The sequence below is a fragment of the Pseudomonas sp. YeP6b genome (assembly GCF_025642995.1).
GTDB lineage: Bacteria > Pseudomonadota > Gammaproteobacteria > Pseudomonadales > Pseudomonadaceae > Aquipseudomonas.
The window spans coordinates 2,075,610-2,093,645 of the sequence record NZ_CP080090.1 but is presented as its reverse complement, the minus strand read 5'-3'; the positions used below and the strand labels follow the sequence as shown (position 1 = coordinate 2,093,645).

The following is an 18,036-nucleotide window of genomic DNA, read 5'->3' as shown; positions in this document are numbered from 1 at the left end:
GAAATATCCGTGCTAAATGGCACTACATATTGAGTCAAAACACGCCATTGTTTGTCTTAGCCACTACATTTCCTACAAACCGTAATAGGCACAGTCAGCAACTGACAGGCGGCACCTAGGGCCGTTACAATTACCGACTTTGTCGCAACGCTTGGAGCTCAACCTTCCGTGCCCGTTCTGCGTCTACCGCTTCTCCCTGCCGCGGCAGGTAAACAGCACTGGGGCAACCTGCCCGGTGCCGCCCTGAGCCTGGCCATTGCCGAGGCTGCCAGCGCAGCCAAGCGCTTTACCCTGCTGCTCACCGCCGACAGCCAAAGCGCCGAGCGGCTGGAGCAGGAGCTGAGCTTCTTCGCCCCCGATTTGCCGGTGCTGCATTTTCCCGACTGGGAAACCCTGCCCTACGATCTGTTCTCGCCGCACCAGGACATCATTTCCCAGCGCATCGCCAGCCTGTACCGCTTGCCGGAACTGGCCCACGGCGTGCTGGTGGTGCCGATCACCACGGCCCTGCATCGCCTGGCGCCGACCAAGTTCCTGCTGGGCAGCAGCCTGGTGCTGGATATCGGCCAGAAGCTCGACGTGGAACAGATGCGCACGCGCCTGGAAGCCAGCGGCTACCGCTGCGTCGACACGGTGTACGAACACGGCGAGTTCGCCGTGCGCGGGGCGTTGATCGACCTGTTCCCGATGGGCAGCAAACTGCCGTACCGCATCGACCTGTTCGATGACGAAATCGAAACGCTGCGCACCTTCGACCCAGACAACCAACGCTCCATTGATAAAGTGGACTCGATCAAGCTGCTGCCGGCACGGGAATTCCCGCTGCAAAAAGACGCGGTCACGCGCTTCAAGGCACGCTTTCGTGAACGCTTCGACGTGGACTTCCGCCGCTGCCCGATCTTCCAGGACTTGAGCAGTGGGATTACACCGGCCGGTATCGAGTACTACCTGCCGCTGTTCTTCGACGAAACCTCCACGCTGTTCGACTACCTACCCCAGGACACCCAAGTGTTCTCGCTGCCGGGCATCGAGCAGGCAGCGGAAAACTTCTGGAACGACGTGCGCAACCGCTATGAAGAGCGCCGCGTCGACCCATCGCGGCCTCTGTTACCGCCTGCCGAGCTGTTCCTGCCGGTGGAAGACTGCTTCGCCCGCCTGAAAAACTGGCCGCGCGTGGTCGCCAGCCAACAGGACGTGGACGCCGGCAGCGGCCGCGAACGCTTCCCGGCAGGCACACTGCCGGACTTGGCGATCCAGGCCAAAGCCACGCAACCGCTGGAAGCGTTATCCAACTTCCTCGGCGACTTCCCTGGCCGCGTGCTGTTTACCGCCGAATCCGCCGGCCGCCGCGAAGTGCTGCTGGAGTTGCTGGAACGCCTGAAGCTGCGCCCGAAAACCGTCGACAGCTGGCCGGATTTTGTCGCCAGCAAAGAGCGCCTGGCGATCACCATTGCGCCGCTGGACGAAGGCTTGTTACTGGATGACCCGGCCTTGGCGTTGATCGCCGAGAGCCCGCTGTTCGGCCAACGCGTGATGCAGCGCCGTCGCCGTGAAAAACGCGCGGACGCCAACAACGACGCAGTGATCAAGAACCTGACCGAGCTGCGCGAAGGCGCGCCGGTGGTGCATATCGACCACGGCGTGGGCCGCTACTTGGGCCTGCAGACCCTGGAGATCGACAACCAGGCCGCCGAATTCCTCACCATGGAATACGCTGAGGGCGCCAAGCTCTACGTGCCGGTGGCCAGCCTGCACTTGATCGCACGCTACACCGGCAGCGACGACGCCCTGGCGCCGTTGCACCGCCTGGGCTCCGAGACCTGGCAGAAAGCCAAGCGCAAAGCCGCCGAGCAGGTGCGCGACGTCGCCGCCGAATTGCTCGACATCTATGCACGCCGCGCAGCCCGCGAGGGTTACGCCTTCGCTGACCCGAAAGCCGACTACGCCACGTTCAGCGCCGGCTTCGCCTTTGAAGAAACCCCGGACCAGCAAACCACCATTGAAGCGGTGCGCGCTGACATGCTCGCGCCCAAGCCGATGGACCGCCTGGTGTGCGGCGACGTGGGCTTCGGCAAAACCGAAGTGGCCATGCGCGCCGCCTTTATTGCCGTGCATGGCGGCAAGCAGGTAGCGATTCTGGTGCCGACCACCCTGCTCGCCCAGCAGCATTACAACAGCTTCCGCGACCGCTTCGCCGACTGGCCGGTGAGCGTGGAAGTGATGAGCCGCTTCAAGTCCGCCAAGGAAGTGAATGCCGCCGTCGCCGACTTGGCGGAAGGTAAAATCGACATTGTGATCGGTACCCACAAGCTGCTGTCGGACGATGTGAAGATCAAAAACCTGGGGCTGGTGATCATCGACGAAGAACACCGTTTCGGTGTGCGCCAGAAAGAACAGCTGAAAAACCTGCGCAGCGAAGTCGACATTCTTACCCTCACCGCCACGCCGATTCCGCGCACGCTGAACATGGCCGTGTCGGGCATGCGCGACCTGTCGATCATCGCCACGCCACCGGCACGGCGCTTGTCGGTGCGCACGTTCGTGATGGAGCAGAACAAAAGTACGGTCAAGGAAGCGCTGTTGCGTGAACTGCTGCGCGGCGGTCAGGTGTACTACCTGCACAACGACGTGAAAACCATCGAGAAATGCGCCGCCGACCTCGCCGAATTGGTGCCGGAAGCGCGCATTGCCATCGGCCATGGGCAGATGCGTGAACGCGAACTCGAACAGGTGATGAGCGATTTCTACCACAAGCGCTTCAACGTGCTGATCGCCTCGACCATCATCGAGACCGGCATCGACGTGCCGAGCGCCAACACCATCATCATCGAGCGTGCGGATAAGTTCGGCCTGGCGCAGTTGCACCAATTGCGCGGCCGGGTTGGGCGTAGTCACCACCAAGCCTATGCCTACTTGCTGACGCCACCGCGCCAGCAAATTACCGGCGACGCTGAAAAGCGCCTGGAAGCCATCGCCAACACCCAGGACCTCGGTGCCGGTTTTGTACTGGCCACCAACGACCTGGAAATCCGTGGCGCCGGCGAACTGCTCGGCGACGGCCAGAGCGGGCAGATCCAGGCCGTGGGCTTCACCCTTTATATGGAAATGCTCGAGCGCGCGGTAAAAGCCATCCGCAAAGGCGAACAACCGAACCTCGATCAACCCTTGGGTGGCGGCCCGGAAATCAACCTGCGCTTGCCGGCGTTGATTCCCGAAGACTACCTGCCGGATGTACATGCGCGGCTGATCCTGTACAAGCGCATTGCCTCGGCCACCGACGAAGAGGGCCTCAAGGACCTGCAAGTGGAGATGATCGACCGTTTCGGCCTGTTGCCGGAGCCGACCAAGAACCTGGTGCGTCTGACCCTGCTCAAATTGCAGGCCGAGCAGCTTGGAATAAAGAAAGTCGATGCCGGGCCGCAAGGCGGGCGTATCGAGTTCGAAGCGCAAACGCCGGTGGACCCACTGGTGCTGATCAAGCTGATTCAGGGCCAGCCCAACCGCTACAAGTTCGAAGGGGCTACGCTGTTCAAATTCATGGTGCCGATGGAACGTGCCGAAGAACGCTTTAATACATTAGAGGCGCTGTTTGAGCGCCTCATTCCGAAATCTGCTTGAAGGACGCCCCAATGCGCCTGTTCCGCATTTTGAGCTTGTTGTTGGTGGTCGTTGCTCCTTCGGCGTTTGCCGACAGCCCGTACCTGGTGGAAATGGTCCTGGTGCGCCAGAACGCCGAGCCGGTGATCACTAGCCGCGCCGCGCCGGAAAACTGGGACGCCGGGGCACCACGGCTGCCGGCGGACAAAATGAGCCCGCCACGGCTGGGCAACATCGTCGACAAACTCAGTGCCGACAACAGCTATACCGTGCTGCTGCACCGCGCCTGGGACCAAAACCTGGGCGAACAACCGGTGAAGCTGGCCATTACCGACGGCCAGGAGCAATTCGGCCAGTTCCCCATCGAAGGCACGCTGAACCTGCAACTGGGGCGCTTTACCGATATCGACGCAAACTTCTGGATCAACCAGTTCGACGCCAACGGCAGCGTCATTGCCAGCGAACACCTGAGCCAGCAAGACGTGCGCACCAAAAACAACCAGCTCAACTACCTCGACGGCGGCCACTTGGCGCTGCTGATCAAGATCACCTCGCTGACCGCCAAACCACCCAGCGCACCACCGCCCGACATTCAGGACTGATCCAGCGCCATGCCCCTGACGTCGTCGTTGACCAAACCCCTGGCCCCTTCGTGGGCCAATCGCTTTAAAGAGCAAAGCCTTGAGCGCGGGCGCCGCTACGCCCTGGAAAACCGCGTGCGCATCGTCGAGTCTGGCGACAGCACCATCATTGCCAGTTGCGAAGGCTCGGGCGGTAACGTTTACCGGCAAACCATCTCGCTGCGCGAATCCGCCAAAGGCATGCTGATTCTGGTGGACAGCCGCTGCACGTGCCCGGTGCACACCAACTGCAAACACATCGCGGCGGTGCTGCTCAAGGTCCAGGAAACCCTGGCCTACCCGGCGGCCGCCCAGGATGCCGAGCTGCTGGAAAAACTCCAGGCCGTGCTGGATAACCGCGTGGTGCTGCCGCAGGTGGTGATGGAGGATGTGCGACCGGTGCCGCGCCTGTGGCTGGCGAGTGTCGAGTTCAGCGCGTTTGAACCGCGCAATGGCAAAATGCAGCGCTACATCCAGCACCGCGCAGCGTTGTCGTTCAATTACCTGGGCAACTATGTCAGCGGGCAAAAAAACGCCGACATCGTCGTGCGCCAGGAGACCCAGAGCCTGCGCATCAAGCGCCATCCGGAGTTGGAACAGCCGTATCGCGAGCAACTGCGCCTGCTCGGCTTCAAGATCGCCACGCGCCAGAGCAAAGCGTTGCCGGAAAGCGCCGGTGAACTGTTCGAGATGGTCAATGACAGCGCCTGGCTGAACTTCACCCTCAACGCATCGCCGACCCTGCGCGTCGAGGGCTGGGAGCTGCAGATCGATGAGGATTTCGGTTTCGACTTGAGCACCGTCGATGACTGGTACGCCACCGTCGATGAAGGCCCGGAGCGCGACTGGTTTGACCTGGAATTGGGGATCATCGTCAACGGTGAGCGGCTGAGCCTGTTGCCGATCCTGTTGAACCTGATGCGTTCGCACACCGAGATCCTCAACCCGGAAAAACTCGCCCGGCGTCGCGATGACGAGCTGATTCTGGTGAACATCCCCGGCCTGCCCAACGGCCACGGCCCGCTGCAAGTGGCGCTGCCCTACGGTCGCTTGAAACCGGTACTGGCCACCCTTGGCGAGTTTTACCTGCAGGAACCCGGCAACACCACGTTGCGCCTGGCCAAGGCCGATGCGATTCGTCTCAACCCGCTGGAAGACCTGCCGCTGCAATGGGAAGGCGGCGAGAAGATCCGCAACTTCGCCCAGCGCCTGCGCGACATCAAGGGTTTCACCTGCGTGGCGCCCGAAGGCTTGAACGCAACCCTGCGCCCGTATCAGCTCGAAGGTTTGAGCTGGATGCAGTCGCTGCGCCAGCTTGATGTCGGCGGGATTCTCGCGGATGACATGGGCCTGGGCAAAACCCTGCAGACTCTGGCGCATATTCTCAGTGAAAAAATCGCCGGGCGCCTCGATCGGCCGTGCATGGTGGTGATGCCCACCAGCCTGATCCCTAACTGGCTCGACGAAGCGGCGCACTTCACCCCGCAGCTCAAGGTGCTGGCACTGTACGGCGCGACGCGTAAGAAACATTTCCAGAACTTGCAGGACTATGACCTGCTGCTGACCACCTACGCGCTGCTGCCCAAAGACATCGAGCAGCTCGCCGCCCTGCCCTTGCACGTGCTGATCCTCGATGAAGCGCAGTACATCAAGAACCCCAACAGCAAGGCCGCCCAGGCCGCGCGCGAGCTGAACGCGCGCCAGCGCCTGTGCCTGAGCGGCACACCGCTGGAAAACCACCTGGGCGAGTTGTGGTCGCTGTTCCACTTCCTGCTGCCAGGCTGGCTGGGCGACGTGAAAAGCTTTAACCGCGATTACCGCGTGCCCATCGAAAAACGCGCCAGCGATGTGCGATTGCAGCACCTTAACGGTCGGATCAAACCCTTTCTGCTGCGCCGCACCAAGGAACAAGTGGCGACGGAATTGCCGCCCAAGACTGAGATCATCCATTGGGTCGACCTCAACGAAGCCCAGCGCGATGTGTACGAAACCATGCGCCTGGCCATGGACAAGAAGGTGCGCGACGAGATCACCCGCAAGGGCGTGGCGCGCAGCCAGATCATCATTCTTGAAGCGCTGCTCAAGCTGCGCCAAGTGTGCTGCGACCTGCGCCTGGTCAACGATGCCACCCTGCCCGCCCGTGGCAGCAGCTCGGGCAAGCTCGACAGCCTGATGGAAATGCTCGAAGAACTGTTTGCCGAAGGGCGCCGGATTTTGCTGTTTTCCCAGTTCACCTCGATGCTGAGCCTGATCGAAGTCGAACTGAAAAAACGTGGCGTGGACTACGCGCTGCTGACCGGCCAGACCCGCGACCGACGTACCCCGGTGAAAGACTTCCAGAGCGGCAAGCTGCAGATTTTTCTGATCAGTTTGAAGGCGGGCGGTGTGGGGTTGAACCTGACTGAGGCCGACACGGTGATCCACTATGACCCGTGGTGGAACCCGGCCACGGAGAACCAGGCGACCGACCGGGCTTATCGTATTGGTCAAGAGAAGCCAGTGTTCGTCTACAAGATGATTGCACGGGGTACGGTGGAGGAGAAAATCCAACACCTGCAGAAGGAAAAGTCAGACTTGGCAGCCGGTGTGCTGGATGGGCGTACGACAGGGGATTGGCAGTTGGGCAATGACGATATTGAGGCGTTGTTTGCGCCGTTGCCTAACAAACAAGAGAAGCGTTGACCTTCAGATCGCTATCGCGGGCAAGCCCGCTCCCACATTTAATCGCGTACATCGCTTGGAATGCGATCGAATGTGGGAGCGGGCTTGCTCGCGAAGGGCGCGCCACGGTTTTCAGCCTGGCAACGGCGCAAACAGCGCCTCGATATCCCGCTGCTCCAGCTTCCACCCGGCACTGGCGCCGCCTTCAAGAACCCCATCGGCCAACGCTGCTTTTTCCAACTGCAACGCCTGGATTTTCTCCTCCACGGTGCCGCGCGCAATCATCTTGTACACAAACACCGGCTTGTCCTGCCCAATGCGATAAGCCCGGTCGGTCGCCTGGTTCTCCACCGCTGGGTTCCACCATGGGTCGTAATGAATCACCGTGTCGGCCGCCGTCAGGTTCAAGCCCGTGCCACCGGCTTTCAGACTGATCAGGAACAACGGCGTCTTGCCGTCCTGGAAGTCCTTCACCGGAGTGCGTCGGTCAAGGGTGTCACCGGTCAGTATCGAATACCCAATCTCACGCTGCTTCAACTCTTCTTCAATCAGCGCCAGCATCGAAGTGAATTGCGAGAACAGCAAAATCCGTCGCCCTTCACTGAGCAACTCCTCCACCATCTCCATCAAGCTACCCAGCTTGCCGGTGACGGCCTTGGCCGCTTTAGAAACCGGGGCAGACTTTACCAGGCGTAAATCGCAACACACCTGGCGCAGTTTGAGCAACGCTTCAAGGATGATGATCTGGCTGCGGGCCACACCGTGGCGGCTGATTTCATCGCGCACCTTTTTATCCATGGCCACACGTACGGTTTCATACACATCCCGTTGCGCATCATTCAACTCCACCCAATGAATAATTTCAGTCTTGGGCGGCAACTCAGTGGCGACCTGCTCCTTCTTGCGACGTAACAGAAAAGGTTTGATACGCGCTGTGAGGTGCTGCATACGATGTGCATTCGCGTGTTTTTCGATGGGCGTGCGGTAATCCCGGTTGAAGGTTTTACTGTCGCCCAGCCATCCCGGCAGCAGAAAATGAAACAGCGACCACAGTTCGCCCAAGTGGTTTTCCAGCGGCGTGCCTGAAAGACACAGACGTTGATCGGCCTCTAATTGCCGGGCAGCCTGGGCGGCCTTGCTGTTGGGGTTCTTGATGTTTTGCGCTTCGTCGAGGATCAGCATGCTCCAGCGTTTGGGCTGCAAGACGTCAAGATCGCGTGGCAACAACGCATACGTGGTGAGCACCAGATCGTAATCGCCCAAACGCGTGAAATCGTTCTGGCGTTGCGCGCCATGCAGGGCCAGCACCTTGAGCTGTGGGGTAAAACGCGCGGCTTCATCCAACCAGTTAGGGATCAGGCTGGTGGGCATCACCACCAGCGCAGGGGTTTGCAATCGGCCGGCCTGCTTTTCACAGAGTAGATGCGCCAAGGCTTGCAAGGTTTTGCCCAGCCCCATGTCATCGCCAAGAATCCCGCCGACGCCCAGCTCTCGCAGGGTTTGCATCCAATTCAGGCCTTCGAGCTGGTAGCCACGCAGTTCGGCATTCAAGCCCTGGGGAGCCGAGACTTGCACATGGGTCGATTCCTTGAGGCGCTTGGCGAAATGCCGCACGCGCTCACCACCCTGCCAGATCAGAGGAATACCGTCCAAATCACTGAGACGGGCTGCATCAGGGGCGCTCAATCGCAGCTTGTCGCTGCCGGGGTCGCGTAGATACAGGGCACCTAACGTCGCCATCAGAGGTTTGATCCGGCCATAAGGCAGAGCGACCTTAGTACGCTCGCGAGTCCCCAGGCTTACGAGCACGCGCTCCTCGTCAGCGCGTTCAATCATGTAATCGGCGTCGAGCAGTTTGGGCTGACGAGCCATTAATTCCAGCACAATGGGTAGCAGGCTGTAGCGCTGGCCATTGACCTCGATCCCCAGCTCAAGATCAAACCATTCGTGACCGGGAGATTCTTCGATATCAGCGTACCAATGATCCACATCTTCCACATGGTAGTAAAAACCAGGCTGGATGCTGATATCCCACCCAGCCTTTTGAAGGGCTGGCAGATGATCCTCAATGAAGTTCAACCAGTCGTTATCGGTAGCCAGATCAAACATCTCGCCGGCGTTTTGCGCCAACGCGTGTGTTTTGCGAGTGACCTTGGCAAAACCGAGTTTGGTCAAGACTTTGCGCAAGGCTTTTTCAGCCGCAGGTTTACGCTTGATACGCTGGGTTTCGGTACCGCTCAACAACCGTATCTCAGCGCCGCCCTTGTCGCTGGCTAGGCTATCGCCATAGCGATAAGCCAACGCGGCACGGTGTTCAAACGTCGGCATTGGCCTGCGAAATTCTGCGCTATAAGCATAGGTTTCGTCGCTGCCCAATGACAGGCACGCCTGGGGCTCGAGCGTATCGACCACTCGCTCGGTCAACGCACGCGGCGGCGGGATCGCGGCGCCCACGGCACTGATGCGATGACTGAATAACGCGACCTGGTTTTCCGGAATCTCGGGCAAGCTGGACAGGTGAATAGCCAGGCGATCATCCATCTCATACTCAAGCGGCCCCAGCTCCATGTTATCCAGGTTCAAATAATGAAGCGGCTTGAGTGGTAAGACCTCGTGCAACAGTAGATCGTCGCTTAGCCATTGCGGTCGATAGCTACCGTCTGGCTGCACGGCCCAATTGAAGCGGGCGACACGCGTGGGACCTGGGTTGAGCGCCAATTGGGCATCAAAGTCCACGAATAACCGCTCGGTTTTGAGCGCCAGTTTTAGAATTTCGGCGCCGTCCTCGCCCTCCAGCGCAAAACTGCTGCCGTAGCGACCGTACGCTCGCCCAAGCATAAGAAGCCGACAGATGCGCTTGTCCACATCGAGCATATAACCGGGCGCACGCGCCAGGGTTTCATCGAGCGAGTACAGCGCCTTGATTTCGCTATAGCCGCCCTTTTTCAGGGTGCGTGCCCGGAAGACCGCCAGCGACCAACGGTTTGAGTAGGCGTCGGGACTGAGCTGGTACAGCAAACAGGTGTTGCTGCTTTTGGGTAACGACTCAACCTCTGGCGTCGCGGCGGGCATGTTGTTAAGCCATTGCTCGATCTGCGGGCTGAGGCGTTCACTAGGTGCCTTGGGCTCATCCAGCTCGTCCGCCAGTGCAAGGACTCGGAATAAAACGGCGGCGGCGTGTTTGCAGTCCACCCCGACCGGGCAAGAACACACGCAATCGATATCAGCCCAATGCGGGTCGTCCTTGGCGACCAGAGAGATCACCAACGAATAGATACTACCGCCAGAACCTCTGCACCTTGCGAGCAGTCGCTGTGTCCCGACCTCCAAGACTTGGACGCGGTCTTCGGCCACATAGTCAAAACCACGATCAAGTGTGCGAGGGGTGAAATTCTCTTGCCAGTCCAGACCAGCAAGACGCGTCAATAGGCTATTCATGGGGACTCAATTTACGCCAAGCGTGGCCAAAATAAAGACGGTTACTTCCTGCCTACGAGTACGAATAAGCGGCAACTGAATTCCGATATTTCCGACGTTTTTTGCTCTTAACAAACACGTCTTGTCACTCGATCAACTGAGCATCCCGCAACGCAGTAAGCGCTGTCAGCCAACGCGGATCCTGCTTGTAGTCCGTCGAAGCAATCGCCTGCCCACGCATCCGCGCAATCCGCGCCGAAGGGATGACCTTCATGCGCTGTGCCGCGCTCAGTGCCAGCTCAGCAGCCGCACGATCGTTACACACCAACCCCATGTCGCAACCGGCCGTCAGCGCCGCTTCAATCCGGCTGGCCGCATCCCCAACCACATGCGCCCCGGCCATGGACAGGTCATCGCTGAAAATCACCCCATCAAACTGCAACTCGCCACGCAGAATGTCCTGCAACCAGCGGCGCGAGAAACCAGCCGGCTGGGCATCAACCTGCGGGTAGATGACGTGCGCAGGCATTACGGCGGCCAATTGCTTGCTCAGGCGTGTGAAAGGCACCAGGTCATTGGCGCGAATCTGTTCCAGGCTGCGTTCATCATTGGGAATCGCGACGTGGGAATCCGCCTCGGCCCACCCGTGGCCTGGGAAGTGTTTGCCGGTGGCAGCCATGCCGGCGCTGTTCATGCCGCGCATGAATGCACCGGCGAGCACAGCGGCGCGCTCGGGGTCGCCTTCAAAGGAACGGGTGCCGACCACGGCACTGCGCTGGTAGTCCAGGTCCAGTACCGGAGCGAAGCTCAGGTCAAGGCCGACCGCCAGCACTTCTGTGGCCATGATCCAGCCGCACTGCTCGGCCAGGTATTCGGCATTCGGGTTATCTGCCAACGCGCGCATGGCCGGCAGGCGCACAAAACCTTGGCGCAGACGTTGCACGCGACCGCCTTCCTGGTCGACGGCCAGCAGCAAGTCGGGACGCACCGCACGAATCGCCGCGCTCAACTCGCGCACCTGGCGTGGGTGCTCGATATTGCGCGCAAAAATGATCAGGCCGCCCACTTCAGGCTGACGCAACAGGTGGCGATCCTCGGCCGTCAGCCAGGTACCGGCAACGTCGACCATTAAAGAACCTTGCAGGGCAGCAGTCATAAACCTTCCTTAAATAACGCACACAACCCGTTGCCCTCACGTGGCGCGATAAGCGCAGTGAGCACAACGGGTTGCGAGTAAATAGCTGAAATCGGCATGGCAGCTAGCTTAGCGGATGCAAGCGGCCGCGCACACCCGGGCGATCATGCCTTGGCAGTGGCCGGCGTGGATTTGCTGCGGGGGCGCAATTGCGCAGCAGCCATGGCTTGGTCGGTGACGCCGGTTTCGGCGCGCATGCCGGCGGCAAGGAACGGCACCATCAGGCGCATCACCTGCTCTATCGAGGTGTTGACGCCGAAATCAGTCTCGGCAATCGCACGCAAGGCTTTGATGCCGGACATGCTGAACGCGGCAGCACCGAGCATGAAGTGCACGCGCCAGAACAGTTCGATCGGTGGAATACGCGGCGCAGCTTCGTTTACCAGCAACATGTAGCGACGGAAAACTTTGCCGTACATGTCTTCCAGGTAACGCCGCAAGTGACCCTGGCTCTGACTGAAGGCCAGGCCCAGCAAACGCATGAAGATCGACAGGTCATTGCCGCTACGCGGTTGAACCACCAGCGCTTGCTCAACCAAGATTTCCAGCAATTCTTCCAGGCTCGGCTTGTTATCAGGCTTGGTCTGGCGGCGCTCCAACTCACGGTCGAGGCTGGCGCAGAACGGCCCCAGAAAGCGCGAGAACACCGCCTGGATCAGGGCTTTTTTCGAGCCGAAATGGTAATTCACTGCGGCGAGGTTGACCCCAGCCTTGCTGGTGATCAGCCGCAATGAAGTTTCAGCAAATCCTTTTTCCGCGAACAATTGCTCGGCAGCATCGAGAATGCGTTCAACGGTTTCCGACTGGGCCATGGCTACTCCGCCTGACAAACACTTGTTTGAAACATACGTTTCAGGGTGTGTCTTGTCAAGCCTGCGAGTCCGTTTTCCGGCCGGGCAGTCATCTATTTCATCGCTATTTAATCACATCCTTCTCGCTCTGTAGGCAGCGCTGTCTCTGCCTTGTAGGACGGGTGGCGAATGACCGTCCAGCGGAGTGCTAAAAAAGGATGATTGCCAAGCGCAGTTCACTGTATATAATCCCAGTCACTGTATAAAAAGACAGAGCGATCAACATGCTAAAACTGACGCCACGCCAAGCTGAGATTCTGGCTTTTATCAAGCGCTGCCTCGATGACAACGGCTACCCGCCGACCCGAGCGGAAATTGCGCTGGAGCTGGGGTTCAAATCCCCCAACGCCGCTGAAGAACACCTCAAGGCCCTCGCCCGCAAAGGCGCGATCGAGATGACCCCAGGTGCGTCACGCGGTATTCGCATCCCTGGCTTCGAAGCCAAGGCCGACGAATCGACCCTGCCGATCATCGGTCGCGTCGCCGCCGGTGCGCCGATCCTGGCGCAGCAGCACGTCGAGGAGTCCTGCAACATCAACCCGACCTTCTTCCATCCGCGTGCCGACTACCTGTTGCGCGTACACGGCATGAGCATGAAGGACGTGGGCATTTTCGACGGCGACCTGCTGGCCGTCCATACCACTCGTGAAGCCCGTAATGGCCAGATCGTCGTCGCGCGTATCGGCGATGAAGTCACCGTAAAACGCTTCAAGCGCGAAGGCAGCAAGGTCTGGCTATTGGCCGAGAACCCTGAGTTCGCCCCGATTGAAGTGAACCTGAAAGATCAGGACCTGGTGATCGAAGGCTTGAGCGTCGGCGTCATTCGCCGCTAAAGGAGGCACCATGCAGCTCGTGCACACCCCACAACACACACAACTGTCGCTGTTCGAGGCCTTTATGGCCCAACCCCTTGCGCCCATCCTCAAGGAAACGGTCGAGGCCCCGTGGGGCTCCGAACCTGAGGCGTTCAGTGAACTGTCGTTGCGCGGTGCAGCCGGGAGCTGCCTGAGCCTACTGGCGCCGATCCTTCGCGAACTGAGCGAGGAGCAGGACGCGCGCTGGCTGACGCTGATCGCCCCGCCCGCCAGCCTGACCCAGGCCTGGCTGCGGGACGCCGGCCTCAATCGCGAGCGCATTCTGTTGCTGCAGCCGCGCGGCATGCAAAGTGCCCAGCAGTTGACCTGCGAAGCCTTGCGCCTGGGCCGTAGCCATACGGTGGTGAGTTGGTTGAACCCGTTGAATGCTACAGCCAAGCAACAACTGATCAGCGCCGCACGTACGGGCGATGCGCAGAGCTTGAATATTCGGTTGGGGTAATAGGATGTGCGCAGGCTAGCCCTGTGGAGGGGCTTTTGTGGCCTGCATGCTTGTTGTGGCGAGCGGGCTTGCCCCGCGCTGGGCTGCGAAGCGGCCCCAAAACCAAGCACCGTGGAATACCTGATGTACCGCGTCAAACCTATTTGGGGCCGCTTCGCAGCCCAACCCGGGGCAAGCCCGCTCGCCACAGAAGCCCGCCTGCTGCAGCAACAAGCCCGCTCACTAGAACAAGCGCACTTATCACAAACTCAGTGAAGAACCCGCGGCCCGTCGTCCTTCTCCGGCTCGCCTTCTGCCAGGCGACCGGCCATCTGCACACCGACGCTCAACATGGCTTTTGCTACTTCCACGTGCTGGCCTTGCAGGAACGCTTTTGCGTCTTCGGAAAAATCCAAAATTACTAGAGAACCCTCGTCCTCAGCCCGGCGCAGCTCAATTCGGCCGTCAGGCAGTTCAACAATTTCCAGAAAGGACGTTGGCATAAAAGTCTGTTCTCCACGAAAGGCCGGGATTATATCAGTCATCCACTCAGCCTCGGTGAGGATCTGAACAGGTTTCTTTACGGCTTGATGAATGGTGCTCTCGGGAACACGCCTATCAATGTGGGAGCTGGCTTGCCTGCGATAGCGGTGTATCAGCCAATGACCCGCAAACTGACCCACCGCTATCGCAGGCAAGCCAGCTCCCACATTTGCTTAGTGCAAACCTCTCAGCACTCGTTCAAACCTTCGCGAAACCGCAGCGCCATCTTCTTCAGCTCCTGACGCCAGCCCTCCAGCTCTTCGCGGCTCAATGGCTTGGGCTCATCTTCTTCCAGGGCAACGGCCACGATCAGCGGCTGTGTCACATCCCCCTTGGGCACATGAGGAACGCGTGGCGGCTGGAACATGTCGGCATGCGCCTTGAGCAGGCGGGCAATCCAACTGTCAGGGCTCTGGGCCATTTCCACCAGCTCGGCCAGCTCAGGAATCGCCATGCTTTCCAGCACGTCGCGGTTCACGATCATCTCTGCACGGGGCGCACCGGCCTGGGGCAAGCGGTAGAACCCGGCAATTTCATGGCACAGGCCCAGCAGGGCACCGTACAGGTGGAACAACGCCGCCTCACGCCCGGCCTGGACCAGCGCGATGGCATTCATCTCCTTCCCTTCCTCGGCACGGCCAAGGGCCTCCAGGGACAAACCCGCGAAGTAAATTTTCTGATTGGTACGGGTATAGAGTTCGTTGGCCATAACGGCAGTCTCCACAACGAAATAAGCATGATGCTGGCTGAACAGTGTCACGGATCAGCCAAGTTTCCTGCAAGCGCAAAAAAAGGCCGCCTTTGCGGGCGACCTTTATGTTTTGCAGGCTCGTCGATCAAGCGCCCTGGCGCTTGTCCTCGACCTTCCACTTGCCACCGTCGTAGAACGCTTTCCAGCCGGTAGGCTTGCCGTCCACTTCGGTCTGCACGTACTGCTCCTTGGTTTTGCGGCTGTAGCGGATCACGGACGGGCGACCGTCGGGATCCTTCTTCGGCGCTTCACACAAGAAGTGGTACTTCGGATCGATCTCGTCTTTGTGCGGCACGATTTCCATGACCAATGGCGCACGGGTCTCGCGGTTTTTCGGGAACTGGCTGGCAGCCAGGAACAAGCCCGAAGCGCCGTCACGCAGGATGTAGGTGTCGTTGACCTTCTCGCACTTGAGTTCGGGCATCTTCACCGGGTCCATCTTCGGCGGCGCCGCGTCACCGCTTTTCAGCAGTTTGCGGGTGTTCTTGCACGTCGGGTTGGTGCAACCGAAGAACTTGCCGAAACGGCCGGTCTTGAGCTGCATCTCGCTGCCGCACTTGTCGCATTCCAGGCTCGGGCCTTCGTAGCCCTTGATGCGGTAGCTGCCCTCTTCGATCTCGTAGCCGTCGCAATCCGGGTTGTTACCGCAGATGTGCAACTTGTGCTTCTCGTCGAGCAGGTAAGCGTCCATCGCCGTGCTGCAGATCGGGCAACGGTGCTTGCCACGCAATACCAGCGACTCGGATTCACCCTCGTCGTCAGCAGCGATTTCATCACCCGGCACCAGGTTAACGGTGGCCTTGCAGCGCTCTTTCGGCGGCAGGCTGTAGCCCGAGCAACCGAGGAACACACCGGTGGACGCAGTACGAATCTGCATCGGACGGCCACAGGTCAGGCACGGGATGTCAGTCATCACCGGCTGGTTAGCACGCATGCCGCTCTCAGGGCTTTCGGCTACTTCCAGCTTCTTCTTGAAGTCGCCGTAGAACTCATCCAATACGTTTTTCCAGTCGCGTTCGCCCTGGGCCACGTCATCGAGGTTCTCTTCCATGCCGGCGGTGAAGCCGTAGTCCATCAGGTTGGAGAAGCTCTCGGACAGGCGCTCGGTAACGATGTCGCCCATCTTTTCCGAGTAGAAACGACGGTTGTGCAGCGCAACGTAGCCACGGTCCTGGATGGTCGAGATGATCGCAGCGTACGTCGAAGGACGACCGATACCGCGTTTTTCCATCTCTTTTACCAAGCTGGCTTCCGAATAACGCGCCGGCGGCTTGGTGAAGTGCTGGGACGGGTCGAGCTTGATCAGCTTCAACGTGTCGCCCTGGGCCATGTCCGGCAGCACGTCGTCGTCGCCTGGCTTGGCGATTTGCGGCATCACACGGGTGTAGCCGTCGAACTTGAGGATACGGCCCTTGGCACGCAGCTCGAAGTCGCCTGCGCCCACACTGACGGTGGTGGACAGGTATTGCGCCGGCAGCATCTGGCAGGCCAGGAACTGGCGCCAGATCAGCTCGTAGAGGCGCTCAGCGTCGCGCTCCATGCCCGTCAGCTTGCTTGGCTCAGTGTTGGCGTCGGAAGGACGAATCGCTTCGTGAGCCTCCTGTGCGCCTTCTTTGCTGCTGTAGACGTTTGGCTTCTCCGGCAGGTACTTCTTGCCGAACTCGGTTTCAATATAGGTACGCGCCATCGCCACCGCGTCTTGCGACAGGTTGGTGGAGTCAGTACGCATATAAGTGATGTAGCCGGCTTCGTACAAACGCTGGGCCATCATCATGGTTTTCTTCACACCGAAGCCCAGGCGGTTACTCGCAGCCTGTTGCAGGGTGGAGGTGATGAACGGCGCCGACGGCTTGCTGCTGGTCGGTTTGTCTTCACGCTTGACGATGCTGTAGCTGGAAGCCTTGAGCTTTTCCAGCGCAGCCATGGCCTGGGCTTCGTTCAGCGGCTTGAAAGCCTCGCCTTTCTCACGGGCCACGTCAAAGCGCACGTTGGCGCCCTTGGCAGTGCCGAGGTCAGCGTGGACTTCCCAATACTCTTCGGGGTTGAACGCACGAATCTCGCGCTCACGCTCCACCACCAGCTTTACCGCAACCGATTGCACACGGCCGGCGGACAGGCCACGGGCGATTTTCGCCCACAGCAGCGGCGAAACCATGTAGCCCACGACGCGGTCGAGGAAACGCCGTGCCTGCTGGGCGTTGACGCGGTCGATGTCCAGTTCGCCGGGCTTGGAGAAGGCTTCCTGGATGGCTTTCTTGGTGATTTCGTTGAACACCACACGCTTGTAGCGGCTGTCATCACCGCCGATGGCTTCCCGCAGGTGCCAGGCAATGGCTTCCCCTTCGCGGTCCAAGTCCGTCGCGAGATAGATGGTGTCAGCATCCTTGGCGAGCCGGCGCAGCTCTTCAATGACCTTTTCCTTGCCAGGAAGGATCTCGTACTTGGCCTTCCAGCCATGTTCCGGGTCCACACCCATGCGCGAGACCAGCTGCTTACGCGCTTTCTCTTTAGGGGTGAGCACCGGACCTTCGCCCGCGGCGGCCTTGCCGCGCTTGGCGGCAGGCTCCTTGCTGGCGCTAGCCGAACCGCTGGTGGGCAGGTCTCGGATATGGCCGATACTCGACTTCACCACGTACTCGTTACCCAAGTACTTGTTGATGGTCTTGGCCTTAGCCGGGGATTCCACAATGACCAGCGATTTGCCCATGGATCGGAAAATTCCTGAATTCGAGAAGTGAAAGGCAGTTGGCGCCTGTCGCGGCAACGCTATATATAGTGGCAACAAGGTGAGGTCAAGCGCAGCATTCTGCGCGGCCTGCCGTTATTGCCCTGAAAAAAGACTGGGTTCGGCCTGGACCAAAGCAAAGCGCGGGACCTGCTCGCCGTCAACTTCGACGGTCTCCAGGAACATGCTCAACGGGCGTACCCAAAAGCCGTAATCGCCATACAGTGCTTGGTAAAACACCACTTCTTCTTCGGTCTCGGAGTGCCGTGCCACGTTAAAAACGCGGTACTGCGGCCCCTTATAATGTTGGTAGAGCCCTGGTTCGACTTTCATGCTCTGGCCCTCTTACAAAATTTATTAAAAAAAATATTAAAAATTCC

Annotated in this window: 12 protein-coding genes; 5 read left to right on the top strand and 7 right to left on the bottom strand. The window is 59.7% G+C overall.

The annotated features are described in order from the left end of the window. Positions 1-168: 168 nt before the first annotated feature. The 3 genes from mfd to KZH41_RS09385 are packed head-to-tail and all read left to right on the top strand — an operon-like array spanning position 169 to position 6,899. Positions 169-3,618 carry a transcription-repair coupling factor gene (gene mfd / locus KZH41_RS09395; RefSeq protein WP_094951156.1) on the top strand — a complete coding sequence of 1,150 codons (3,450 nt, stop codon included), beginning with the start codon at positions 169-171 and terminating at the stop codon, positions 3,616-3,618. Positions 3,619-3,629: 11 nt separating this feature from the next. Then, a complete protein-coding gene (locus KZH41_RS09390; RefSeq protein WP_242154982.1) occupies positions 3,630-4,199 on the top strand; it encodes a CsiV family protein in 570 nt (189 codons plus the stop codon). Positions 4,200-4,208: 9 nt separating this feature from the next. Then, positions 4,209-6,899, top strand: coding sequence for a DEAD/DEAH box helicase (locus KZH41_RS09385; RefSeq protein ID WP_242154981.1), 2,691 nt, complete (start codon positions 4,209-4,211; stop codon positions 6,897-6,899). Between the two features lie 111 nt (positions 6,900-7,010). Here the strand turns inward: KZH41_RS09385 and KZH41_RS09380 are convergent, their stop codons facing one another. The 3 genes from KZH41_RS09380 to KZH41_RS09370 all read right to left on the bottom strand — a co-directional run bounded on the left by KZH41_RS09380 (position 7,011) and on the right by KZH41_RS09370 (position 12,302). Further along, entirely contained in the window at positions 7,011-10,316 is a 3,306-nt protein-coding gene (locus KZH41_RS09380; RefSeq protein WP_263274721.1) for a DEAD/DEAH box helicase, read from the bottom strand. Positions 10,317-10,440: 124 nt separating this feature from the next. After that, a complete protein-coding gene (gene nagZ, locus KZH41_RS09375; protein WP_094951160.1) occupies positions 10,441-11,451 on the bottom strand; it encodes a beta-N-acetylhexosaminidase in 1,011 nt (336 codons plus the stop codon). Positions 11,452-11,594: 143 nt separating this feature from the next. Continuing rightward, the gene (locus KZH41_RS09370; protein ID WP_094951161.1) at positions 11,595-12,302 is read right to left on the bottom strand and encodes a TetR/AcrR family transcriptional regulator; all 708 of its coding nucleotides are present in this window, start codon (positions 12,300-12,302) and stop codon (positions 11,595-11,597) included. Between the two features lie 263 nt (positions 12,303-12,565). On the opposite strand from KZH41_RS09370, the gene lexA reads away from it, so the two are divergent. After that, positions 12,566-13,174, top strand: a complete 609-nt coding sequence (lexA, locus tag KZH41_RS09365) for a transcriptional repressor LexA (protein ID WP_003172575.1) — start codon at positions 12,566-12,568, stop codon at positions 13,172-13,174. A gap of 10 nt (positions 13,175-13,184) precedes the next feature. Next, positions 13,185-13,658, top strand: a complete 474-nt coding sequence (gene sulA / locus KZH41_RS09360; RefSeq protein WP_048725723.1) for an SOS-induced cell division inhibitor SulA — start codon at positions 13,185-13,187, stop codon at positions 13,656-13,658. A gap of 248 nt (positions 13,659-13,906) precedes the next feature. Here the strand turns inward: sulA and KZH41_RS09355 are convergent, their stop codons facing one another. The 4 genes from KZH41_RS09355 to KZH41_RS09340 form a co-directional block, all read right to left on the bottom strand. After that, complete coding sequence (locus KZH41_RS09355; protein ID WP_053255041.1) at positions 13,907-14,140, bottom strand: hypothetical protein; 234 nt, start codon at positions 14,138-14,140, stop codon at positions 13,907-13,909. 227 nt (positions 14,141-14,367) lie between these two features. Further along, on the bottom strand, positions 14,368-14,889 hold the full coding sequence (locus tag KZH41_RS09350; protein WP_094951187.1) for a DUF6586 family protein: 522 nt from the start codon (positions 14,887-14,889) through the stop codon (positions 14,368-14,370). A 127-nt stretch (positions 14,890-15,016) separates the two neighbouring features. Further along, positions 15,017-17,638, bottom strand: a complete 2,622-nt coding sequence (topA, locus tag KZH41_RS09345; RefSeq protein WP_094951163.1) for a type I DNA topoisomerase — start codon at positions 17,636-17,638, stop codon at positions 15,017-15,019. Between the two features lie 114 nt (positions 17,639-17,752). Continuing rightward, positions 17,753-17,989, bottom strand: coding sequence for a DUF1653 domain-containing protein (locus KZH41_RS09340; protein WP_021490990.1), 237 nt, complete (start codon positions 17,987-17,989; stop codon positions 17,753-17,755). Between the last annotated feature and the right edge of the window lie 47 nt (positions 17,990-18,036).